Origin of the sequence: Chitinophaga sp. CC14 (genome assembly GCF_048957795.1) — a bacterium.
Taxonomy (GTDB): Bacteria; Bacteroidota; Bacteroidia; order Chitinophagales; family Chitinophagaceae; genus Chitinophaga; species Chitinophaga ginsengisegetis.
In genome coordinates this window covers 200,833-225,025 of the sequence record NZ_JARBFY010000005.1, presented here as the reverse complement: position 1 = coordinate 225,025, position 24,193 = coordinate 200,833, and the positions used below count along the sequence as shown (strand labels likewise).

Sequence of the window (24,193 nt, the reverse complement as noted above, 5' to 3'; positions counted from 1 at the left end):
ATTATCACCGTACCCTGTTTTTATTTTTTAGAAAGAAATGATTACCACGCGCCCAATTCCGACAGCACCGCATAATGCGAGCCCGAGTAATTAGAGGCGGTTACGATCTTGATATATTTTGCAGAAATGGTAGCCCCGAAAGAGATATACTGTTTGCTGTTTACATTCGTCAGCGTATAGTTCCCCCTCGATGTATACGTTACATTATCGGTACTGGTGAATACCGAAATATCTTTTAATGAACCATTCAGGTTTGCCCGTTGCAGGAATGCCAATCCCTGTATGGATTTTATTGCATTCATATTTACGATCACTGTATGCGGATGCGCGGGTTGTACCGTTTTCCACTGCGTGTGCCATACTGTTGCCTGGTCGTTGTCCAGCAGGTTGGTTGCGGGGCCATCGTCTTCCTGGCTGCTTACAAACGTGATACTCCAGGAAGATTTGTTCAGTTCGTCCTTGGTGCTGATATCCAGTACGGGTTCATTGTTTACAAAAGTATACGGGTAAGAGATTTCTGTAGAAGAACCATTGGTATACAGGAAACGGATACGCAGGGCGTAGTTGCCTGTCTTCTTATGAAATTCACTGATGGGCATACTCAGCTGGAAACTATCGCCGGAGGGCGCAGCCACCCACGGTACGGCATCATAATCATTTCCTCCTTCCGGATCATTATATACGTTTACATTGTTCACCGTTTGTGTGGAAGAGAATTTCACTTTCAGCTCAATGTTGCCGCCGGTATAGCTGGCTTTGATGATATTGATAGTAGTGTTTCCTCCGCCGTAAATGCCGGTGGCGGTGCTGGTGCGGAATACCTGTGAGTTGTTGAGGATAGCAGCGCTGGCGGCAGTAAGAAAGGTAGGGCTTTTGCCGTAGGTGTAGTTGCCGCTGCCCATGAGTGCCGTGCCTTTGGCCGGATCAGCGGCTTCAGATACTTTCTCTTTGTTATGTGGCAGGTTAAGGCCGTGCCCCAATTCGTGCATGAGGCCACCGATCCATTTGGTAGCGCGGTTGCCCAGCGTGGTATTCTGACCGAGATAGCTGGTATCCATTTCGGCATAGTCCAGTGCAAAGCACCACCGGCCCAAACCATAGAAGGGCACGCCGCCGGGATCGCCATCAGAAGCATAGGTGCTGGCGGGCATAATAACCAACGTGTGTTCACTGTGCTTATCTGCCGGATGTGCGGCAAACCAGGTGTTCAGTTCACCGATGGCAGTGTTGCCGCCTCCTTCATAGGGATAGCCGGTTTTTGGCAGTGCGCCTTTTACTACCGTGATCTTTACTTTACCGGTGGAGTCCAGTGGCAGTCCGAAGGAGCGGTCGCCATAGCCGTAGTAGTTCATCCACTTTCCGTAGAAGCGTTGCCCCTGTTGTAAAATGCCGTTTAGCCGTGCCCGGTAGTTCACGATGGTGTCGCCATCGGAAGGCACAAAGTAAACAACGTTTAAGGCGTACGCGCTGGGTACAAAGTTTTGCAGGCCGGATTTGGTTTTATCTGCTACGGGCTGCAACTCCCCGCCGGGGGATCGTTTACAGGCCATAAAAAGGGTAGGCAGCAATAGCATACCTGCTAACAGGGAATGAAGGTTTTTCCTTTTCATTGTTCGGATTTATTGATTAACAAAGACAGTAAGAATCGACAGATTTTGGTTTACGGTTTTCCAGGTTACGCAGTTGGCGTTTCACATATTCAGGTAAACTAAATTAAGTAATTGTTTCAGAAAGCAAAAAAAAATAATAATATTAGGTAAATGGCTGAAGAATTAAGCAAAAAAGAACAGCAAAGAAGATTCCTTTCAGGATACAGCTATGCTTTTGATGGTTCGCCCAAAAGGCGTAACTGGAAGAAGATTTTTGCTTTATGGTATCCGGCTGCATCAAATGGTCATAAAAGAGCACAGTTTTATGTAGGTACCTGCTATGATTATGGGAAAGGAGTGGAGAAGAATACGGAGGAGGCATTTTACTGGTACCTGAAAGCCGCTATGCAGGGACATATGGATGCACAGTTTAATGTAGGACTCTTTTTTAAGACCGGAGAATATGTGAACCAGGATTATGGAAAGGCAATAGAATGGTTTATGCGTTCAGCAAAACAGGGAGGCATCGAAGCCTGGAGAGAATTAGGGTATAGTTATTTCTATGGTCAGGGTGTGGCAGAAGATCATCAGAAAGCTGTTTACTGGTATCGAATGGCAGCCGGGAAACAAGACCTTAAAGCGGTTTACAATTTAGCCCTGTGTTATAAATGGGGAGATGGTGTGGTACAGTCTGACCGGTGGGCAAAATATTATTTTGAAAAAGCAGGAAAGGAAGGGCATAAGAGAGCCTTGAGGCAATTAAAGAATTATCCGAAAAGCACGATCAGATAATCCCCGCTCCAACATTAGTTGTAATATTCCCCCCTCTCTTCCGGATATGAAATATTTATCGCAAATTGGTCCCCGTAAATAATAATAACTATGTTCAAGTACCTGTACCTGTCAGGGTTGCTGTTGGCAGCCCTGGGTTTGTATGCAACCCCGGCTATCCCCAAAGCCGCTCCCATTGAAGATTCAACGGAGCTTTACCAGAAAGAGCTTGATAATTATGTTGACTCTGTAAACAAATCTTTTAAGTATGAGAAAGGCACTATCCTGTTGCCGGGTGGGAAAGTAGAAATTAATGTACCTGCCGGTTTTAAGTTCCTGAACAAGGAAAAAAGCCAGTATGTGCTCACCACGCTCTGGGGCAATCCGCCGGAAAATGCCAATAATACGTTGGGAATGATTTTCCCGGAAAACTCTGATCCGTTTGCGGATAGCAGTTATGCTTTTATCATCGAATTTGAGGACATCGGCTATGTAAAAGATGACGACGCTGAAAAGATTGACTACAATGAAATGATGAAAGGAATGCAGGAAGGAGAGAAGGAAACCAATGAAGAACGTGCTAAACAGGGCTACGCCGGCATCCATCTGATTGGATGGGCGCAGCAGCCTTTCTACGATAAAAAAAATAAAGTACTGCACTGGGCAAAGGAGATCCGTTTCGATGACCAGGAAGGCGGTCATACGCTGAATTACGAGATCCGTATCCTGGGGCGTCATGGTGTATTGTCGCTGAATGCTGTTTGTAAGATGAGTGAACTCCCGGTGGTAAAGGCGGATATCAGCAAAGTATTACACATGGCCACTTTCACACAGGGCAATACCTATTTCGATTTTGATCCGAAAGTGGATAACGTGGCGGCATGGTCTATCGGCGGCCTCGTAGCGGGTAAATTGCTGGCGAAAGTTGGGTTCTTTGCTATCCTGTTAAAGTACCTGGCGGCCGGATGGAAGTTTATTGCTATCGGGTTTGTGGCGCTTATCGGTTTTTTCAGACGGATGTTCAGCCGGAAGAAGGCGGAGAAGGAAAGTGTTGTTTTTAATACGGTTACAGATGATCATACAGCACCAGATGATGCCGGAGAGCAGGTGGCTGACGCTCCAGTAGATGCACCGCCAGCGGATAATAATCCGGAAGATAAATCGTGATTAATATCATCATAAGCATAAATGAGAAGGCCTGCATCATACGCAGGCCTTTTTTAATGCCCAATGCCCACTGGCAGGCGCAAATATTGTTTTCCTGGTTTTTTCGGAATAAATGTCTTATTTTTTCAGGTGAGATGCCATTATCTATGGTTTCCGGATTGTCAGAATTGATCACGAAAGGTATATTTTATGTCAACGCCATCCGAAGCACTGGAGCCAGCCATACTTTTCAAAACTTACTATACCAGGCTTTGCTACTTTGCCTTTCAGTTTACCGGTGATAAAGACAAAGCCAGGGATATTGCCCAGGAAGCCTTTGTAAGCTACCTGGGGCAACAGGGGCAGGTGACCGCGCATCCCGTGGCAATCAAAAATTTCCTGTATAGCACCGTGCGTAACGCCTGTTTAAATGCTATCCGGCATGAAAAAGTAGTAGAGAAATTTGCGGCAGCACAGGAAGGAATGTCTGAAAACGATCCTTCTGTTATATTAACAATGATCCGGTCTGAAGTGATCGGGGAAATCAACCGCGCACTGGAAACATTGCCGGAAGCCTGCCAGGTGATTATCAGGATGGGCTATATCTCCGGGCTCAAAAACCAGGAAATCGCCGACCAGCTGAACATCAGCATTAATACGGTTAAAACACAAAAGAAAAGGGGACTACACCTGTTAAGGCAACGTCTTAACCCCGAAATCTACGCCGTGCTGTTCCTGTAAATCCTTCTCTCAAAAAAAATATTATTATTTCTTTCACCCCTTTTTTCATCCCGCGTTTCTTTACCTGGTAAGCAACCTTTATGGAGGAAAACCAGGATCTGTATAAATACGCCGATTTAATTTTAAAATATCTCCGGGAACAGGCTACCGCAGCAGAACAGCGGGAGTTGGAAGCCTGGCTGGAAAAAGATGTGCGGCATCAGCAGCTGCTGGAATCCCTGAAAGACCAGGAAACCCTGCGTGATGCACTGGCGTTTCATGAGGCCATCGATGTGGATGCCGACTGGCAGTCCGTGCTGGCCCGCGCCACCCCGGCCACTTCCGGCAGGAGCATAGCATGGCGCCGCCTCGTCGGGTGGACGGCCGCCGCTGCCGCCATACTGGGAGGCGTGATCCTTGCCTACAACTGGCGCACAACGGAAACAAAGCCCGTAAAAATGATGGCGGCCACTTCCCCTCCAATAAAAAACGACGTACTCCCCGGCAGCAACAACGCCACGCTGCAACTGGGCAACGGGAAAACCATACACCTGGGCAATCAGCCGGAAGGAGCCATCAAAGAGGAAGATGGAACCACTATTGCACAGCAATCAGGCGGCCTTGTATACAATAAAACAAATGAACCGCACACGGCTGCGTTATTCAATACCTTGTCTACCGCAAAGGCCGGGCAATACCAGCTCACGCTGGAAGACGGCACACGCGTATGGCTTAACGCCGCATCCTCCCTGCGATTCCCGGTACACTTCACCAATGGTGAACGCCGTGTGGAACTCACCGGTGAAGGATATTTTGAAGTGGCCGCCAGCCCGGATAAACCTTTCCGGGTAATGGTGCAGAACATGGAAGTACTGGTACTGGGCACCCACTTTAACGTAGGCGCCTACAGCAAAGTGGTGAAAACCACGCTGATCACCGGCGCAGTAAAAATCCAGGTAAAGGATAAACGCTCCTGGCAGCTGGCGCCAGGTCAGCAGGCCAATGTACAGGGCGACCAGGTACGTATCTCCGCAGCAGATACGGAAAAAGCCATCGCCTGGAAAGAAGGGATCTTCTTTTTTAAAGATGATGATTTCCGGGAAATTATGGAGCAGGTGGCCCGCTGGTACGACCTGGATGTTCACTACGAAGGTCCGCTGCCCGCAAAACTTATCAGCGGTAATATCAGCCGTCAGGCTAAGTTGTCGCAGGTGCTGGAAATGCTCAACTTCGTGAGCGGCGCCAACTTCAGGGTAAATGGAAAAGACGTTACTATAACACTGTCGAAATAAAATCAGTTATAACTGGAACGGATGCACGAAATATAAGTACCTGTAATAAACAAAGACCAGAATTTAAACGAATCAATCGCTATTAATTTAAAATTAAACCGATGATGAAAAGATTTATTTCCGCTTTCGGGCGGGGTATACTACTCCCATTGCCTGTAAAAACGAAGGTGGCCTTAAAGCTGACCACCCTGCTGCTTTTCCTTTTCGCATTAAGTGCCGCAGCCACTGCTTACGCGCAGAAAATTACGTTGTCGGTAAAGAAAGTACCGTTACAGCAGGTGTTTGACGCCATCAAACAACAAACCGGCTATTACTTTTTGTACAACAACGATATCCTGAAAAATACCACGCCCGTTTCTTTAAATGTAAAGGATGCGGAAGTAACTGCGGTACTGAATCAATGCCTGGCAGGCCAGCCGCTGGAATATAAAATCATCGACCGCACCATCACCCTGAAGGAAGTGCCGGTGAAAAAATCCACTTCGGAATTGGTAGCAGATACACTGATTACCGGCAGGGTAACCGATGAAAAAGGCGTGCCATTGCCCGGTGTAACCGTTACAGTAGAAGGTTCCGCAAGAGGTGCCGTAACAGATGCTACGGGCAAATACACCATCCAGCTGCCATCCGGCGCTAATGCATTGTTATTCTCCTTTATCGGGTTTAACAAACAACGCGTGGAAACCGCCGGCAACACCACGCTGGATGTAAAATTAACAGAAAGCTCAAAGGGCTTGTCGGAGGTAGTGGTAACGGCACTGGGTATCAAACGCGAAAGCAAATCGCTCGGATATACCGTAGCAGAGCTGAAAGGCGCCGACCTGTCGGAAGGGAAAGAAGTAAATGTGGCCAACGCCTTATCCGGTAAAGTGGCCGGTGTACAGGTGAGTCAGCCTGCCTCCGGCGCCGGCGGATCTTCCAAGATCCTGATCCGCGGAAACAACTCTTTGCAGGGAAATAGCCAGCCGCTGTATGTGGTAGACGGAGTACCCCTCGATAACCAGAACATCGGCGCTGCCGGCAGCACCGGCGGTGTGGACTATGGCGATGGCATCTCCAATATTAACCAGGAAGACATTGAAAGCATTTCCATCCTGAAAGGACCGAATGCTGCGGCATTGTACGGCCAGCGCGGCAGCAACGGCGTAGTGCTCATCACCACCAAATCCGGCAGCTCCCGCAAAGGTATCGGGCTGAAGTTCAGCAGCGATTACGCCATCGGCAACGCACTGGTAACACCCGATTTCCAGGATGAATACGGACAGGGCCTGAACGGTGATTTTACGCACTTCCGCGCTACAGATGGTAAGGTGTATACGATGGCGCAGGCCAAAGCGCAAGGCTTGCAGGGCATGCCTAAAATGAGCGCCGGCCGCGACAGGATCGCCCGCAGCAGCTGGGGCGCAAAAATGGAAGGGCAGGAGTATGAAGACCAGTGGGGAAACGTATTGAAGCTAACGCCGCAACCTAATACCTATAAAGATTTTTTTAACCAGGAAAAACAGTTCGTTAATAACATCGCCGCGGATGGTGGAAACGATAAAGTGAACTACCGCTTCTCTTATTCCAACACGCATGTAAACGGATATGTGCCCACCAATACGCTGGACAGGAACACATTTACCCTCCGCACACAGGCGTCTATTACGCCTAAATTACAGCTGGACGTAAAGCTCAACTACATCTCCCAGAAAGGTAAAAACAGGCCTACACTTTCTGATGCATCCGATAACCCGGCTTACCTGTTTATCAGTCAGCCGCGGAGCATGCCGCTGAGTATCCTTGCAGATTACACCTGGACCGCCCAGGACGTGGCCCGGCAATTTGGCTACAGCGGCGTAACACCCGGACTGGAGAAAACATACGCTACCAACAGTTCTACCGCCAATCCTTACTGGACCATCCATAAAACACAAAATACTGATCACCGCGACAGGCTCCTGGGCATGCTGCGGTTGTCGTACGATTTTAATAAATGGCTGAAATTAACAGCCCGCGGCGGTACCGATTTTTATACAGAAGAACGCCTGCGCTGGAGAGCCAAAGGCACTTACCAGAGCCAGAACAGGAATGGTGATATTGAAGACCGGGTAATAAGAGTACGGGAAGATAACTATGATGTATTGCTGAACGGTAACCTGGAACTGAGCAAGGACTTCACCCTGGGGCTGAATGCAGGCGCCAGTCACCAGAAAAAGTTTATGCGCATGACCGGCAACACCGGGAAAGAATTTATTGTGCCGGACCTGCACGTGATCAATAACACGCTGACCAATTCCTATCTTTTCGACTTACAGGAATCTGAAATCAACTCCGTATATGGCTTCGGACAGCTGGCCTTCCGGAACTACTGGTTTGTAGATTTCTCCGCACGAAACGACTGGTCATCTACTTTATCTGCCAGCAACAATTCTTTCTTTTATCCTTCTGTGAGCACCAGTTTAATTATGACTGATCTGCTGAAGATGAACAGCAATATCGTAAGTTTCTGGAAGCTGCGCGGATCACTGGCGCAGGCCGGCAGCTCCGGTAATCCTTACCAGCTCACCGGCGCCTACAGCCTGGATCAGTTCACACATGGCGGTCAGCCGCTGGCCGCGTTTACCTCCATCATCCCGGACCCTAACCTGAAAAATGAACTGACTACCTCGGTAGAATTTGGTACCGATGTACGTCTCCTGAATAATCGCCTGGGCATCAGCTTTACTTACTATAACGCCGCTACGAAAAACCAGATCCTGGATGTGCCCTTACCGCCTTCCAGCAAATTTGAAGCGCGCAGGATCAATGCCGGTGAAATCCGGAACAAGGGAATCGAACTATCGTTAAACGGAACACCAGTGAAGCTGGCGAATGGATTTACCTGGGAAAGCACTTTTACTTTTTCCCGCAACAAAAATGAAGTGGTATCACTGACCGAAGGAGTGGAAACATTTGTATTGGGCAGCGACAGGGGGATCAACGTAATTGCTGCACCAGGTAAGCCTTTCGGTACCATGATCGGAACCGGCTTCGCCTGGCTGAAAGATGAAGCCGGCAACCGGTTGATAGATCCGGCTACAGGATTGCCACTGCGCACGCAGGGCCGCCAGCTTACGGAGCTGGGAAATGCCATGCCCGACTGGACCGGCGGTTTCGCCAACACCTTCCGTTATAAAGGCTTTGCCTTAGCAGCATTGGTGGATATCCGCCAGGGCGGACTGGTATATTCCCAAAGCAACCGCGAAGAGCTGATCTATGGCACCACAAAGAAAACGCTGGCCGGCAGGGATGGCAGCTATGTAGCTTCCGGTATGATTGCAGAGAAAAACAGCAGCGGCAACTGGGTTAGCACCGGTAAAGAAAATACCATGAAAGTACTGGCACAGGACTACTGGAACGTAGTGGCGAGCGATAAAGAAAACGTGGTGTCAGAGGAGATGATGAACGATGCCAGCTATGTAGCCATGCGGGAAATCAGTTTGAGTTACGCGCTGCCGTCGAAATTATTCTCCGGTAAAATTATCCGCAGAATGAATGTAGGCATTTATGGCAGGAATCTTTTTTACTTCCAGCGGAAAACAGATGGCTTCTCTCCCGAAGCCTCTTCCTTCAACGTAAACAACTCTTCCCTCGGCCTGGAATCAACGGCGCTGCCGATGATGCGGAGCTTTGGTGTGAACGTAAGCCTGGATCTTTAATCTGTAAAAACGAAGCATATGAAAAACAAATCATCGATATATAGAAAAGTGCTGGTGTTAACTGCGGGACTGTTACTGGGCGGCTGTACCAAAAACTTCAGCGATTTAAACACGCCGCCAACAACGGTTACCAACATTGATCCCGCCCTGTTGTTGTCGAAAGTACAGAAAGATGCGGCCTTTTCTGAAGGCACAGAAACCGCCAATATACAGGTAGGGTCCTGGGTGCAATACTGGGCCGGTGGCCTGGTGGCGCCTACTTCCCGCTACATCCAACAGCCGGATAATAACATGTGGGCGGCGCATTATACCTTGCTGCGCAACCTCGGCCAGATCCGCAACCAGGCATTGAAAGGAAAAGAAAATGATCCCACAGGAAGAACGAAGCTCGCTATTGCCCGCATCCTCGAAATATTTATATGGCAACGGTTAACGGATCTTTTTGGCGCAGTACCATTTTCGCAAACAACAGAAGATGCTACTGATGTAAACAACAAACCGGTGTACGATAGCCAGCAGTCGGTTTATGAACACCTCATTGCCGACCTCGATGCTGCTATTGCCAGTATCAACGCCAGCGACGTATCGTACGGCAATGCCGATTTCTATTACAAAGGCGCTACCGATAACTGGAAGAAATTTGGTAACTCACTGAAACTCCGTTTAGGCATGCGCATTAAATATGCCGCGCCGCAGCTGGCAGAAAAAACAGTGCGCGAAGCGATGAGCCAGCCGCTTTTTTCAGATAATAAAGACAATGCCGCTGTACCTACTTTCAACGATGCACAAACCACCAACGCAAACCCTATCCTGGCGCAGTTTATCAGCGGCAGCCCCGATCTGCGTTACCTGGCATCGGCTTTTGTAGCTACGCTGAATGATAAACATGATCCACGCCTTACCTTTATTGCGGCGCCTACCGTAAATTCAAGAAACAGTGGAACGCCCGTGTACAAAGGTATTGGCGTGGCATTAACCGATGCGTTGTTGTCTGGCATCATCAAGGATGATTACTCTACCGCTTCCATGACTACCTACTTTAATAAAACATTGGCTACGCCTATCCCTGCATATGTATTCACGTATGCAGATGTATGTTTCTTCAAGGCAGAAGCGGCGTTGATGGGATGGGGCGCCACACCGGCAGAGGCAGAGAAATTTTACCAGGATGGTATCAGGGCGGCAATGGCCATGCAGCCGTACAATATTACTTCCATTCCGCAGGCGTATATTGATGCGGAGTTTTCACTCGCCGGACTTACGTCAGAAAAACAGCTGGAGAAGATTATGACCCAGAAATGGATACTGTTGTTTGGCCGCGACTATGAAGCTTATGCTGAATGGCGCCGCACGGGCTACCCCGTTTTAACACCGGGGCCTAACCAGGGATCTACCAATGGTACCATTCCCCGCAGGGCGGTATACTCATCGCTGGAAGCGTTGCTGAATACAGATAATTATAAGGCTGCCGTGTCCGGTTTAAGCAATGGAGATTCCTACCTGTCGAAGGTTTGGTGGGATCAGAAGAAATAGATAGTGAATGATAGAGAAGGGTCGTCTTTTACAGGCGGTCCTTTTTTTATTGCCCCACCCGCCGCTTTACCGGTAAAAAAGTTGTTTTTACCGGCATGATACTGTCATTAACCCATTTTAACTATGCTGCAGTAGCCCGGCTGCCTATTTTCGTATTCATATCTAAACAGCTATCGTATGAACCAGGCATATGAAATTAATGCGATCACGCAGGCGAACAACGCCATCTATCACTCCTTCCGTACGCTGGATTTCCGCGGGGCTTCCGTATACCTCACGGAAGATTGCGACTACATTACCTTTAACGGCATGCACTTAAAAGGGCGGGAGGAATACATCATGCTGCATGAGCGGCTGATGAATAACTTTATGTTCAGGGGCGCGCGGTTACATGGACACATTGAACAGGTACGTTTCCTGAATGAAAATGTAGCCATCGTGGTAGCCACCGGTGCCATCCGTTTCCGCTGGCAGAAAAGAGTACCTGAAAGCCGTCAGTCGGTGAACACCACCGTATGGGTGAAAAGCCCCGAAGGACAATGGCAGATGTCCGCCTTTCACAATTGCCGCATAAAGAAAATGAACTGGCTGGCCAGGTGGATCATGGGGTCTGTAAAAAAGAAGCCCGACGAAAAGAAGCCGCAAATAGCCCCCTGGATTGTCGGAACCACACCCCCGGAGTATGCTCCGGAATGAATAATTTTGTTTTAAGAGATACATCTTACAAGATTATTCAAAACAAAAAACAGGTGTTATGTCATTCCAGGCTTATTTAGACAATATCAAAGCGAAAACCGGCAAAACAGGTGACGATTTTAAAAAGCTGGCAGAGAAGAAAAAGTTCCTGCAAAACGGGGAACTGGATCCAAAAGTAAAAGCCGGCGAAATTGTAAACTGGCTGAAAGAAGAATATGAACTGGGCCACGGTCATGCGATGGCAATATTCGCATACTTCAAAGGGAAGCGGGATTGATTCATCTCCGCAGCTGATCTACACTCCAGCGGTATGCAGGTAAGGTAGATAATAAAAAGCTGCCGGCACTGGCGGTGAATACAGAATAATTCAATGGCGCGGCTACACCCAGCGCTACAGTCATGGCCAGTGCAAATCCCAGTAACAAAACACCACTGCCAATGGCCGCCCATCGTGTCCAAAAGCCCGCGATCAGCATTACCGCAAAAAGTATTTCTAAGCCCGATGCCAATGCGGCAAAGATTTCCGCTACGGAGTAGGGGAGAAAGAACATCAGCTTGTGTGCATACTGCATGAAATGCTGCCAGTCGCCCCAGCCGATATTAGGTGCACCCGGAGGCCCCCACACGCCGAACCTGTCGAGCCCCGCGCACAAATAACTGGCGCCTAACGCCACCCGCAAAAAGAGCTGAATGAGATCCTGTTTAATATTCATCGCCTGGTATTTTTGACAGGCAAAAATAACGCAGATTCCGCTGCTGCAGGTAGTCCAGTTTATAATCAGGGGATAGTCCAGCTAACTTCCGTATATCCATTATCGTTACCCGGTCTGTAAATCTCCCCGCTATTTACTATTTTCAGGGATCAAAAAAATGTTATTATGAAGAAATGGTTGCCGGTCCTGCTCATCGCTACAATAGTGGCCGTTACCGCTTTTACGCCCCGGAAAATCACCTGGGTGGCCATCGGGGACTCTATTACGTATCTGAATGAACACCCCGATGAAACCGGGAACAGGATCACCAAAGGATACCTGACCCGCGTAACAGAAAAGCTCCCGGAAATACAGTACATCAATAAGGGCTATAACGGCTGGACTTCCGGCGGTATCGCCGATGCCATTGAAAAACTGGATCTCGTAAAAGCAGATGTATACTCCGTATTCCTCGGTACCAACGACTGGTGGGGCGGCCGTCCGGTTGGTACTTTCTCCGACTATCTTCATAAAACCGGCAACAGCACCGTGTACGGTGCATTCCGGACCATCATTGATAAGCTGAAGTCGCTGAATAAAAACGCGCACATTATCCTGATCACCCCACTGCAACGCGGCGATTTTGTATACATCGCCGATATGCATAACAACGCCTGGGGTTCTTACAAAGAAAAGAAGGGACAGCAGCTTTCACAGGTGGTGGCTGCCATCGATTCTATTGCCGGCTACGAGCACTTCGATAAATTAGACCTGTATCATAACAGCGGTATCACCCTGGAAAATATGGTGAAGTATAAACGCCTGAAAGACCCTGCCACCGGCGAATACAAGGACTACCACTGGCCGGAGTATAAAGACATTCCCTTTCACCCGGACACCGACGAATACCCTTATCCCGTTTCCGCCATCGATATGACGTACGATGGTTTGCATCCTTCCGATAAAGGATTTGCCGTAATTGCGGATATGCTGGTGGAAATAATGAAGCGGTATTAGCCTCCTTTCTGACACTTGAAAAGTTGGTTAAGTGCTGATAACATTAACACTATATATCGTCTGAAATAAATATGCTATATTACCCCTGGTTTAAATTTTGAATAATGGCGATTAACTTACAAAAGGGACAAAGGATCGACATCGGCCTCTCAAAAATCAGTATTGGTTTAGGCTGGCATCCTAATGAAGGAACAGGCTCGGCTTTCGACCTGGACGCCTCTGCATTTATGATCGATGAAACCCGGCACATTCTCCAGGAAGAATATTTTATCTTCTACGGAAATACTGATTCTCCCGATGGTGCGCTGCATCACACCGGCGATGACCCTACCGGCGGCAACAGCGCCGATGGCGATGATGAAACCATCCAGGTAGACCTCACAAAAATAGATCCCCGCGTAAGGGAAATTTTATTCGTGGTAACCATCCATGAAGCCATCAGCAGAAGACAAAACTTCGGACAGGTAAGAGATTCGTATATCCGTGTTGTTGATGAAGGCACCGGCAATGAAATTGCAAAGTATGAACTGGGAGAAGATTTCTCCATTGAAACAGGCGTGGAATTTGGCCGCCTTTACCTGAAAGATGGTAAATGGAAATTTGAAGCATCCGGTATTGGCTACAGGGAAGATCTAGCTTACTTCTTATCCAAATATTTCAAAGGTCAGATTATTAAATAATCCCTGATAAACTACCACCTATGGCTATCAATTTAGTAAAAGGTCAAACTATCGACCTCCGTAAAAACGACAAAGGAGAAGAATTCGATTTATCAACGGTCACTATCGGATTGGGCTGGGATGTACGGCAAACAAAAAGCAAGGAAGGCTTCCTCGGAAAATTATTCGGCGGCGAAAAAAAAGAAGCAGAATACGACCTGGATGCAGTAGCCATGTTGCTGGACAGCAGCGGCAAAGTGGCTAATCTCGGCAGAACCGTTCAAACAAGGGATGGCCGGTCAGTAGGATTGTTTGAAGGAGATGTGATCTTCTTCAATTCCATGCGCCACCCTTCCGGCAATATCTGGTTAACCGGCGATAACCGCACCGGCGCAGGCGACGGCGATGATGAACAAATTATCATCAAGCTGGATCAGCTGGAAAGTAAATACGAAAAGATCCTGTTTATGGTCACCATTTACAATGGCCGCGCCACTAACCAGCACTTTGGTATGATCGATAATGCCTTTATCCGTGCGGTGGACAACCGGGGAAAGGAAATTGCAAAATTCAGCCTGTCGGGCGACAGCACCTACAACGGTATGTGCTCCATGACATTTGCGGAAATTTATCGTAAAGATGGCGCCTGGAAATTCAGGGCCATTGGTATTCCACATCAATCCGATAGCTTTGTGGATGAATTGAAAAAGTTAACCTATTCCTGATAACAAAAAACCTATATTCAGCATACCTTCATCCTGCGGAAAACGCAGGATGAAATGTTACCCATTTTCAACATGCCAACACTGGTATTAAATTAATGCAGTATGAGAAGATTACCCGTGTATCTTTTGTTAGATACTTCCGGTTCTATGAATGGAGAACCTATTGAGGCTGTAAAAAATGGTGTACAGATAATGATTAACTCATTACGCCAAAACCCACAGGCCATTGAAACCGCCTTTATCAGCATCATCACTTTCGATAGCTCTGCAAGACAGGTAGTACCCCTTACCGATCTTGCGTCTTTCCAGATGGTGGATATAAAAGCCACCGGCACCACCGCACTGGGAGAAGCCCTGCAGCTGGTAAGCAACTGTATCGATCATGAAGTGGCTAAAACCACTACGGAAAAGAAAGGCGACTGGAAACCACTCGTGTTCATCATGACGGACGGCATTCCTACCGATAGCTGGCAAAGCGGACTGGCAGCATTTAAACAACGCAAAGTTGCTTATACAATCGCTTGTGCCGCCGGCTCCGGTGCCGATACCGCTATCCTGAAACAAATAACGGATAATGTACTCAGCCTGGATACTGCGGACAGTCAGAGCATCGCCCGCTTCTTTGCATGGGTAACCGCTTCTATCGGCGTCACCTCCACAAAAGTGGAAGATGCCGGCAAAGAATTAATAGGCTTAAACGAACTGCCGCCACCACCGGCAGAACTGAATATCGTGGTGTAAGAAATTAAAATACTGATATGCGACGATTACCGGTTTTTTTCTTATTGGATACCTCCGGATCTATGTACGGTGAACCCATACAGGCGCTCAACAACGCCCTGAGCGGCATGGTAAACACTTTGCGGATGGACCCCCAGGCAATGGATTCCCTGTGGCTCAGCATCATCACTTTCGACCGGGAAGTAAAAGAACTGACACCACTGGTGGAACTGGCCAACTTCCAGCTGCCGGAAATTACCTGCCCCCAGAGCGGCCCCACGCACACCGGCTATGCACTGGAATTCCTCCACGCAAAAGTGAATAGCGAAGTACGCAAAGGTACCCCCACACAAAAAGGCGACTGGCGCCCGTTGTTATTCCTCTTCACCGATGGTAAACCCTCGGATCTGCAGCTGTACCGCAAAATGATCCCGCTGATAAAGGAGCTGAACTTCGCCACCATCGTAGGTTGCGCGGCCGGCAAAGCAGCAGACAACGGCATGCTCAAAGAACTGACAGATACCGTGGTACATCTCGATACCGCCGACAGCGCCACACTTAAACAATTTTTTAAGTGGGTATCCGACACCATAGAACAGGGAAACAAAAGCATGGGCACCACCGAGCAGGTAACATTGCCGCCGCCCCCCAATGAAGTGAATTTAGTCATCTGATAATAAAAAGAATGAACGTAAAATTGATCGGACATGATTTTAAATGTCTGGAAGTAGAATTATCCCAACAGGAGAAATTCTTCTGTGAGAAAGGCGCACTGATCTATCATGAAGAAGGAATTACTTCAAAGGTCAACGTATTCGATAAAGGCGTAGCCGGACTGATAAAAAGAAAACTCACCGGCGAAAGTATTTTCCAGGTAGAACTGTGCAATACCAATCTCAATCCGCGCAAACTGGTGGTAGCCGGTAAAGTAGGGCTGCTGCCCATTAATCTCAAGCAAGTCACCACCGGCATTGTTTGTAAAGCAGGCGCGTATGTAGCCTCCTCCGACAAAATTGATATTGATGTAAAAATGAACCTCACCTCCCTCATCGGCGGCACGGGCCTGATCATGCAGAAAATAACAGGATTCTGTACTGTTTTTTTAGATGTGATTGGCACACCCATCACGCTGGACCTCGCACCCGGGCAAACCGTTTTTGTGGATGAAAAAAGTTTCATCTGCATGAATGCAGATATGGTAAACCGGATGTCGTCACATTTCTCAGGAAATAATCTCCTGGGAGGAGAAGGATTAAGTATGTTGAAAATTACCGGTCCGGGTACAGTATATATCACTTCCGTAAATTTTGGATAATGAGAAGACTTCCTGTTTATTTCCTCATAGACGTCTCCGAATCAATGGTAGGAGAACCCATTCAACAGGTGGAAGAAGGCCTGGGACAAATCATCCAGGCGCTGAAAACAGATCCCTACGCCATAGAAACAGCGTGGATCTCTATTATTGTTTTCGCCGGCCAGGCAAAAACACTGGTACCCCTGCAGGAAATCATCAACTTTTATCCGCCACGTTTTCCCATCGGCGGCGGTACCTCTTTAAGCAGGGGACTGGGACACCTCATGTACGAACTGAGAAAAAACCAGGTGAAAACCACCTATGATATGAAAGGCGACTGGAAACCCATCATCTTTCTTTTCACAGATGGCGTACCTACCGACGATACCACTGCAGCGATCACGGAATGGAAACAGAACTGGCAACGCACCGCCAATATGGTGGCCGTTTCCTTTGGTAACGAAGCAGATACCAACGTGCTGAAAGAACTGACAGAAAACGTGGTGCATTTTAAAAACAGCTCTCCCGCAGCGTACAAACAGTTCTTCAAATGGATCACCGACTCAATCAAAACCAGCAGCGAAAGCGTAGAGAAAAACGCTTCCGGATTTGAACTGTCGAAAATACATGACACGGATACATTGTCGAAAATAGATCTCTCCAAACCATTGCCGCCCGCCAGTTATACCGACAGCAACTTCGTGGTAATGGTAGGGAAGTGCCAGCACATGCAACGCGACTATCTCATGAAATACCGCCGCGCAGAACAGGACGCAGAAATATACGGTTTGAACCTGAACCGGCTGTATTACCGGCTGGTAGGGGCGTTCCAGGTGGATAAAACCTATCACGAACTGTCCGATAGCAACGCCAAACCAGCCAGCATCAACAGTGAAGAACTGATTGGCAATCCCACCTGCCCCTGCTGCGGCAACCAGTGGGGATTTGCACTCTGCTCCTGTGGCCAGATCCATTGCATCGGCGAAGAAAAGCTCAGTACCTGCCCCACCTGCGGCAACACCGCAGCCTACGGCGCCAGCGAAGGCGGTTTCGATGTAAACCGGGCACAAGGCTAACCGACAAAAGATCAACATGGACAAATCCTTTATCCAGGAATTATTTAAAGCAAATAATATTACGGTTGGCACTAACCGGCAGCACCTGTTCGACGCATTTGTAAACGAAGAGAAAAACAGGCTGGCAGTGAAGCTGATCATGGAAAATAAAAAGCTACTAATGGATACCTGGCAGTTTAAAAACCGGTTAGCAGACATTCAGCAACAACCCGTCAGCATCCCGAATGCCACTGCCGGAAAGCCTTACGAGGTGAAACTGGACTTCGCGCAGCTGAACTGGAACGACTTTTCTTATTTCCATATCGACGGGCTCGAGGAATCCGGTCTGCAATACGACCCGGAAACAAAGGTGATTCACGGTACACCCGTTAAAAGCGGCGACTTTAAACTCACGCTGAAATACCGCATCAAAGGGGAAGACGAAGCCTCCGCACCAAACGAAAAAAAGGTGCCGCTGGTGATCAACCCCAATCCAAAGTCGCTCTGGAAAAATATGGAGAGCGATAAAAACGATCCTTACTGGAAAGAAGACAATGTAGCCATATATGCCCCGCTGGGCGACCGGCATCTGCTGGCAGCCTCCAAAAGGGGCCGCTCACACGCCAATACCGGCGGCTTCCGGGAAGATGATTTTGCCTTTAAACACTTCACCGACACCGGCTGGAGTGTATTGGCCGTTTCAGACGGCGCCGGCAGCGCGCGGCTGTCGCGCGCAGGGTCCAGGATCGCCTGCAACGGCATCGTGGAATACTTTGAACAGCACTTTACGCCTGAACTGAGAAGCACATTTGATGCGCTGATCGCCACACACACCGCCGCCCCAGGCGATAAAACACAAAAAGAGCTCACCCGCTTTGTATACGATAACCTCGGCAAAGCAGCGTTCACTATACATAAAAAGCTGGAAGAATTTGCCGCTACCGCCGCCGCACCGGTGAAAGATCTTCATTCCACACTTATATTTGTACTTTTAAAAAAGTACGAATCAGGCTATGTGATCATGAGCTTTGGCGTAGGCGACTGCCCCATTGCTTTGATAAATAAGGACTTTTCAGATATTGCGTTGCTGAACCGCCTGGATGTAGGGGAATTTAGCGGGGGAACCCGGTTTATTACCATGCAGGAAATCTTTAAAAGTGATACATTTGCAACCCGCTTCGGGTTCAGGCTGGTGCCGGATTTTTCGTACCTCATGCTGATGACAGACGGTATTTATGACCCCAAGTTTGAAGTAGAAGCCAACCTGGAGAAGCTGACAGCGTGGAAAGCACTGCTGGAAGACCTCGGCGGAAAGAACGATGACAACGTAAAAGTAGACCTGGCCAGCCATACAACGGAAACCGCCAACCAGCTATCTGCCTGGATGGACTTCTGGAGCCCCGGGAATCATGACGACAGAACTTTAATGATCATCAGTTAAGTATGCGGACTATATGAGTACAAAAACGGTGAATTCCGTCATCAATGCAGGAAAAAGTTATCAGTACGTTGATAATGGAGAACCTATGCGTGGCGGTATGAAGGACGTTTACTTCAGCCCGGATAAATCATACGTGGTGGCATTTTATCGTGATGCGCAGGACTACGCTTCGAAAGAACGGTTACGGAAAATTGTAACGGATTACTATAACAGCTTCTTTAACCGCGAAGGCGGCGACTACTACCGGGCTCTTTATTGCTGGCCCACAGATATGGTGGAAGCGGATAAAAAGGTGGGCCTCGTAGTACCATGTTACCATGCTAACTTTTTTTTCAAGAAGGGATACGCCTCAAACGACCTGATTAAAGGAAAGGAAAAAGAAGGGAAATGGTTTGCTTCACCCAAATTCAGGAATAAACAGTTTACCCTGCGCCTGGATGAAGCAGAACTGGGCAACTGGTTAAGCTATTTCCAGATTGGTGTAAATATTTCCAGAGGCGTGAAACGCCTCCACGCCGCCGGACTCGCACATTCCGACCTGTCGTATAAAAATGTGCTGGTAGACCCGGTAAGTAAATCGGCTACGATCATTGATATTGATGGCCTCGTGGTACCGGGCCTGTTTCCACCCGATGTAATTGGCACCGCCGATTTCATCGCACCGGAAGTACTGGCCACCAAACACCTGGACCTGAAAGATCCGGGCAGGAAACTGCCCAACCGCCTTACCGACCTGCACGCACTGGCGGTAATGATCTACATGTATCTTTTATACCGTCATCCCTTGAAAGGAGGGAAGATCCACGATCTCGACGCAGAAAAAGACGACCTGCTGGCAATGGGAGAGAAGGCGCTGTTTATTGAACATCCGCAGGATACTTCCAACCGGCCAAAACTGAATCACGTTAATCCGAAGGAATTGCCCTGGGCAGATGTAAATAAGCTGCCATACACCATTACAGGGCCTTACCTGAAGGAGCTGTTCTACCAGGCGTTTGTAACCGGTTTGCACCAGCCAACCGAACGTCCGCCGGCAGAAATGTGGGAACAGGCGTTGTTAAAAACAACAGACCTCATGCAGCCCTGCAGCAATGCGGCCTGTGAACAGAAATGGTATGTTTTTGATAACACCCATTCTCCCAAATGCCCCTTCTGCGGCACACCGCATAAAGGTACCCTGCCCGTGCTGGACCTCTATTACGAGTTTAAGCCAACGGTATGGAAACCGGAAAACCACCGGCTGATGGTGTATAATAATCAATACCTGTTCCAGTGGCACGTAAACAGGAATACCATCCGCAATGAAAGGATCACCGCCGCGCAGAAAGTGCCGGTCGGGTATTTTGTATTTCACCAGGGAAAATGGGTGCTGGTAAACCAGCAGCTCACTTCTTTAAAAGATCTTACGGAAGACAAAGAAATTCCCATCGGCGCCATGGTGGAATTAACGGATGGAAAAAGACTGCTGCTGTCGAGGGAAGAGGGTGGAAGAGTAGTGATCATAACAATTGCCAACAAGTAGAAACCTATATAAAAAAATAAACTGAAATGAATGAATTAATCCAACAAATTATTGACAACCCAATACCTTCGGCGATCATTGTCGGGAACCTGGTTATCATTGAAAGCTTACTGTCGGTAGATAACGCCGCCGTACTGGCTACAATGGTAATGGACCTGCCCGAAAAACAACGCGACCGCGCCCTTAAATACGGGATCTTCGGCGCTTACCTGTTCCGTGGTCTGGCTATGCTGTTTGCGTCTTTCCTGATCAAGATCTGGTGGCTGAAACCATTGGGCGGTTTATATCTCCTGTACCTGGTATTCAGCTGGTGGAAAAATAAGAAAACAGAAGGGGAGAAAGAAGAAGAGAGCATCGATAAAGGCCAGAACTGGCTATACAAGGCCACCGTGGGGGCTATCGGGCCTTTCTGGGCTACAGTGGCACTGGTGGAACTGATGGATATGGCCTTCTCTATAGATAATATTTTTGCTGCGGTAGCTTTTACCGATAATATATTACTGGTGTGTTTGGGCGTGTTTATCGGTATCCTCGCCATGCGTTTTGTGGCGCAGGCTTTCGTGAAACTGATGACGAAGTTTACCTTCCTGGAATCAGCGGCGTATATCGTTATTGCTATTCTCGGTATTAAACTGACCTTGTCTATCTACGAACACTTCTTCCCGGAATCGCCTATCACGCATTTCCTGGAAAGTTCACAGGCAGATATCATTACGTCGATCATCACCGTAGGCGTGTTTATTGTTCCGATCATTACTTCGGCGCTGTTAAACTTCCCTAAAAAGACCCCTGCTGCAGAGTTGGAGAAAAAATGATGCCGGTCACAAACCGGATCAACTTAATAAAGGTTTCTATGGCGCCAGTCTCCGGACTGGTGCCTTTTTATTTAAATGACATTGGTATTCAGCATCGTTTTGAGGATGTTGGTCTGTACGTCAAAGCGACCAATATGCTGGAGGAAATCAACATCGGAAATCTTCTCATAGTATTCTTTCAGCAACGCCTGCACATTGTCCGGGATCACCGTTTTCAGTACATTGGCGCGGCTCATCAGGTTATCATTCTTATCCGTTAGTTCCTGTACGATCCTTGTTTTTTTGGAGAGGGTATTGGACCAGTCAACATCCGTAATTTTTGAAAGATCGCAGAACAGGAATAAATTTTTTGCGGGAAAGAAGAGAAAGTAACGGTCCATATTAAGGAAGCGGTACACTTCCAGGATGAGGTTACCGGCACTGAGCCCGCAAAAGAACTCGGTTTTAAAATCCATTTTGCACAACAATCCCATCAGCTTGCGTTGTATGATGGCGGAGTTGTTCCGGTACACGTCTGCCGGGTTGAATTTAATCAGCTCGTTGAGCGCTTCAGTAGAAATATCAAAATAAAAATCCTGGGAGAAGCGGGCGCTGAAAGCATTGATATTTTTGGAAAAGGGGTAGTCTTCAGAGTTGTCAGACAGTACCTGGTACAGCTTCCGCAAAGACAGGTTGATCTTCAGGGATTGTTTCTGTTTATCCAGCTGGTAATTTTTCTCTGAAAAAACGGAGTCGTTTATATTTTCGATCAGGTCTTTGTTGATCTGGATTTCATCATACAAAATACTCACGTTCCTTTCGTTGCTGGCTTTTATTTTCCGCAGGAGCTCGATCACTGTGGTGGTGTATTGCAGATGGAAGAGTTCCAGCTTATTGATATCGAGTTCCGGATTGGTTTCAAATAATTTATGGACAACCTGGCTTCGGAGATAGATCTTGTATATTATCTCTTCTTCAAAAAAAGTGGACAGCAATTGTAATTTGCTGATAGTTTTATTTGAGTCATTTAATATGATTGCCAGGTTATCCTCCATTACTTATCCTCCGTTAGCTAACGTTTGTTACATTTTTCTTCAGCTCTGTTTCCAGCGTCTGCAATTCACCATTCAGCACTTTCCGGCTTTCGGTGCCCTGTTCGTGGATCTTCTTCACTTCATGTAAAGTTTCAATCAGCGACTGGGTAGTTCTTTTCAATGTTTCAATGGATACTACCGTTTTCTCGTTCTCTTTCGCTACCTCAATACTGTTTTGTTTCAGCAGGTCGGCATTCTTCTGGAGAATGGTATTGGTGGTATCGGAAATTTTCTTCTGCATTTCCACGTTGGCTTTCTGTCTTTGCAACGCCACCGCAATGGTGAGCTGGTTTTTCCAGACAGGGATCGTGGTGGAAATGATTGATTGCGCCTTTTCCGCAATAGAAGTATTGTTATTTTGTACCAGCCTGATCTGGGCTAAAGACTGCAGCATAATAAAGCGTACAATCTTCATGTCGGCCAGTCTTTTATCCAGGCGGGTAACGAAATCCCTTAAATCAGCGATCTCATAGTCGTTGTAATTGGCGGCATTCACTTCCATTTCAGCCAGCTTCTGGCTAAGCTCATTGTATTTCAGCTGACCTGAAATAATGAGATCTTCCATTTGCTTGATGTAAGATACGTTACTATCAAACATGGTTTGCAAAGAACTGTTGTCTTTCAGTGAATTAATACGGCCCGCTTTGATCTTGTTGGTGATCTTATCGATGTTGCTGATAACGGTATCGTATTTCTGGAAAAGCTTTTTGGCATCAAATACCAGCTTTTTCAGGAAAGGTATTTTGGAGATAAAACTCTGCAAAGCACCCTGGTTCAGCTCATCTACGTCGATATAATTCAGTTCGGTCAGCAGATCGTTGATCAATCCGCCTACTTCGCCGGAGTTATAGGTACGTACAGAAGTCAGGAACTCGTTACTGTATTTTTCCATTGAATTCTGTACTTCTGTACCGTAATTCAGGATGGAATTTACATCGGTGATCACCAGTGTTTTACTTATTTCCCCGTATTTCTTGGCGTCGTCCGGCGTAATAACCGCCAGATCCACATTTCCCTCTTTGTCGAGCCTCACCGCGGGAAGGGTTTGGTCGGTGATATTTGGGTTTGCTTCCATAAGGTATCTGATTATAAATTGATATTATCTTATCAAAAGTAAATCCTACAGGTAGTTCTGCGCAACGGTGTTCACGGTTTCCTGCAGCTTTTTATCTTTTGTAGGTTCACCGATCGCATTAAATTTCCATTCGCCGTTCTTCTTGTAAAAAACACCCATCACCATAGATACGTGTCCTGCAAAGCCGGGGCCGCTGGCAATATCATAGGTGGCAAATACTTCATTCACGCGGGCAGGGGTGCCTTCATAGATGCGGATAGACGCAAAAGGAATGGTACCGAAATCGTGTCCGCGGAAGCTGTTCAGCACAAACGCCACGTAATTGGTATTGGCATCCAGCCGGGAAAAATCGAGGGTGATCACCTCGTTGTCCAGGCCGTCGTTGCCGTTCAGGTCACCGGTAAGATCATCGCCGCTGTGCTTTACCGCGTTGTCTTTGGATTTCAGGTTGCCGAAGTAAACCACTTCCTGCAGCTGTTTCTGTTCTGTGAACATGGCGCAGCTGCCGTCCAGGTCTACTGCTTCTTTGGTTTTAGACAGGCCAAACAGGCCCTTCTTTTCAATGGCGCCCCAGTTGATCCCTACACAGATATTCTGGAGTTTGGCACCATTGCTTTTTTCAAGATTTATACGCTGACCTTTTTGAAGATTGATTGCCATAGTAAGCTAATATTTTTA

23 protein-coding genes are annotated in these 24,193 nt (G+C 47.6%); 18 read left to right on the top strand and 5 right to left on the bottom strand.

Going from position 1 to position 24,193, the window contains the following annotated elements:
• Positions 1-41: 41 nt before the first annotated feature.
• Positions 42-1,610 (bottom strand): discoidin domain-containing protein, encoded by a 1,569-nt coding sequence (locus PV783_RS20495; RefSeq protein WP_420989374.1) that lies wholly within the window; start codon positions 1,608-1,610, stop codon positions 42-44.
• Between the two features lie 150 nt (positions 1,611-1,760).
• On the opposite strand from PV783_RS20495, the gene PV783_RS20490 reads away from it, so the two are divergent.
• The 8 genes from PV783_RS20490 (at position 1,761) to PV783_RS20455 (ending at position 11,704) form a co-directional block, all read left to right on the top strand.
• Positions 1,761-2,381 (top strand): tetratricopeptide repeat protein, encoded by a 621-nt coding sequence (locus PV783_RS20490; protein WP_420989373.1) that lies wholly within the window; start codon positions 1,761-1,763, stop codon positions 2,379-2,381.
• 90 nt (positions 2,382-2,471) lie between these two features.
• Entirely contained in the window at positions 2,472-3,527 is a 1,056-nt protein-coding gene (locus PV783_RS20485; protein ID WP_420989372.1) for a DUF2167 domain-containing protein, read from the top strand.
• Positions 3,528-3,716: 189 nt separating this feature from the next.
• On the top strand, positions 3,717-4,247 hold the full coding sequence (locus tag PV783_RS20480; RefSeq protein WP_336389253.1) for an RNA polymerase sigma-70 factor: 531 nt from the start codon (positions 3,717-3,719) through the stop codon (positions 4,245-4,247).
• A gap of 80 nt (positions 4,248-4,327) precedes the next feature.
• On the top strand, positions 4,328-5,518 hold the full coding sequence (locus PV783_RS20475) for a FecR domain-containing protein (RefSeq protein ID WP_420989371.1): 1,191 nt from the start codon (positions 4,328-4,330) through the stop codon (positions 5,516-5,518).
• 104 nt (positions 5,519-5,622) lie between these two features.
• Positions 5,623-9,198, top strand: coding sequence for a SusC/RagA family TonB-linked outer membrane protein (locus PV783_RS20470; protein ID WP_420989370.1), 3,576 nt, complete (start codon positions 5,623-5,625; stop codon positions 9,196-9,198).
• An 18-nt stretch (positions 9,199-9,216) separates the two neighbouring features.
• Complete coding sequence (locus PV783_RS20465; RefSeq protein ID WP_420989369.1) at positions 9,217-10,731, top strand: SusD/RagB family nutrient-binding outer membrane lipoprotein; 1,515 nt, start codon at positions 9,217-9,219, stop codon at positions 10,729-10,731.
• 177 nt (positions 10,732-10,908) lie between these two features.
• Positions 10,909-11,427, top strand: coding sequence for a YybH family protein (locus PV783_RS20460; RefSeq protein WP_420989368.1), 519 nt, complete (start codon positions 10,909-10,911; stop codon positions 11,425-11,427).
• Positions 11,428-11,485: 58 nt separating this feature from the next.
• Positions 11,486-11,704, top strand: coding sequence for a DUF4287 domain-containing protein (locus PV783_RS20455; protein ID WP_079472942.1), 219 nt, complete (start codon positions 11,486-11,488; stop codon positions 11,702-11,704).
• Between the two features lies 1 nt (position 11,705).
• Here PV783_RS20455 and PV783_RS20450 read toward each other — a convergent pair whose 3' ends face one another.
• Positions 11,706-12,140, bottom strand: coding sequence for a DoxX family protein (locus PV783_RS20450; RefSeq protein WP_079472943.1), 435 nt, complete (start codon positions 12,138-12,140; stop codon positions 11,706-11,708).
• 165 nt (positions 12,141-12,305) lie between these two features.
• Here PV783_RS20450 and PV783_RS20445 point away from each other — a divergent pair, with 165 nt between their 5' ends.
• The 10 genes from PV783_RS20445 to PV783_RS20400 all read left to right on the top strand — a co-directional run bounded on the left by PV783_RS20445 (position 12,306) and on the right by PV783_RS20400 (position 21,367).
• Positions 12,306-13,136 (top strand): SGNH/GDSL hydrolase family protein, encoded by an 831-nt coding sequence (locus tag PV783_RS20445; protein WP_420989367.1) that lies wholly within the window; start codon positions 12,306-12,308, stop codon positions 13,134-13,136.
• Positions 13,137-13,240: 104 nt separating this feature from the next.
• A complete protein-coding gene (locus PV783_RS20440) occupies positions 13,241-13,816 on the top strand; it encodes a TerD family protein (protein ID WP_111579760.1) in 576 nt (191 codons plus the stop codon).
• A gap of 20 nt (positions 13,817-13,836) precedes the next feature.
• Entirely contained in the window at positions 13,837-14,520 is a 684-nt protein-coding gene (locus tag PV783_RS20435) for a TerD family protein (protein ID WP_079472946.1), read from the top strand.
• A 102-nt stretch (positions 14,521-14,622) separates the two neighbouring features.
• The gene (locus PV783_RS20430; RefSeq protein ID WP_079472947.1) at positions 14,623-15,261 is read left to right on the top strand and encodes a vWA domain-containing protein; all 639 of its coding nucleotides are present in this window, start codon (positions 14,623-14,625) and stop codon (positions 15,259-15,261) included.
• Between the two features lie 17 nt (positions 15,262-15,278).
• Positions 15,279-15,914 carry a vWA domain-containing protein gene (locus PV783_RS20425; RefSeq protein WP_079472948.1) on the top strand — a complete coding sequence of 212 codons (636 nt, stop codon included), beginning with the start codon at positions 15,279-15,281 and terminating at the stop codon, positions 15,912-15,914.
• 11 nt (positions 15,915-15,925) lie between these two features.
• Entirely contained in the window at positions 15,926-16,555 is a 630-nt protein-coding gene (locus PV783_RS20420) for an AIM24 family protein (protein ID WP_079472949.1), read from the top strand.
• Positions 16,555-17,610 (top strand): TerY-C metal binding domain-containing protein, encoded by a 1,056-nt coding sequence (locus PV783_RS20415; protein ID WP_111579761.1) that lies wholly within the window; start codon positions 16,555-16,557, stop codon positions 17,608-17,610. The genes PV783_RS20420 and PV783_RS20415 overlap by 1 nt, the downstream gene beginning before the upstream one ends.
• Before the next feature lie 16 nt (positions 17,611-17,626).
• The gene (locus tag PV783_RS20410; protein WP_420989366.1) at positions 17,627-19,030 is read left to right on the top strand and encodes a PP2C family serine/threonine-protein phosphatase; all 1,404 of its coding nucleotides are present in this window, start codon (positions 17,627-17,629) and stop codon (positions 19,028-19,030) included.
• Between the two features lie 13 nt (positions 19,031-19,043).
• Positions 19,044-20,552, top strand: coding sequence for a helix-hairpin-helix domain-containing protein (locus PV783_RS20405; protein WP_079472952.1), 1,509 nt, complete (start codon positions 19,044-19,046; stop codon positions 20,550-20,552).
• A gap of 26 nt (positions 20,553-20,578) precedes the next feature.
• Positions 20,579-21,367, top strand: a complete 789-nt coding sequence (locus PV783_RS20400) for a TerC family protein (RefSeq protein ID WP_111579764.1) — start codon at positions 20,579-20,581, stop codon at positions 21,365-21,367.
• 71 nt (positions 21,368-21,438) lie between these two features.
• Here the strand turns inward: PV783_RS20400 and PV783_RS20395 are convergent, their stop codons facing one another.
• The 3 genes from PV783_RS20395 to PV783_RS20385 are packed head-to-tail and all read right to left on the bottom strand — an operon-like array spanning position 21,439 to position 24,175.
• Positions 21,439-22,401 (bottom strand): hypothetical protein, encoded by a 963-nt coding sequence (locus tag PV783_RS20395; protein WP_079472954.1) that lies wholly within the window; start codon positions 22,399-22,401, stop codon positions 21,439-21,441.
• A 13-nt stretch (positions 22,402-22,414) separates the two neighbouring features.
• A complete protein-coding gene (locus PV783_RS20390) occupies positions 22,415-23,515 on the bottom strand; it encodes a toxic anion resistance protein (protein WP_079472955.1) in 1,101 nt (366 codons plus the stop codon).
• A gap of 45 nt (positions 23,516-23,560) precedes the next feature.
• Entirely contained in the window at positions 23,561-24,175 is a 615-nt protein-coding gene (locus PV783_RS20385; RefSeq protein ID WP_420989365.1) for a TerD family protein, read from the bottom strand.
• Between the last annotated feature and the right edge of the window lie 18 nt (positions 24,176-24,193).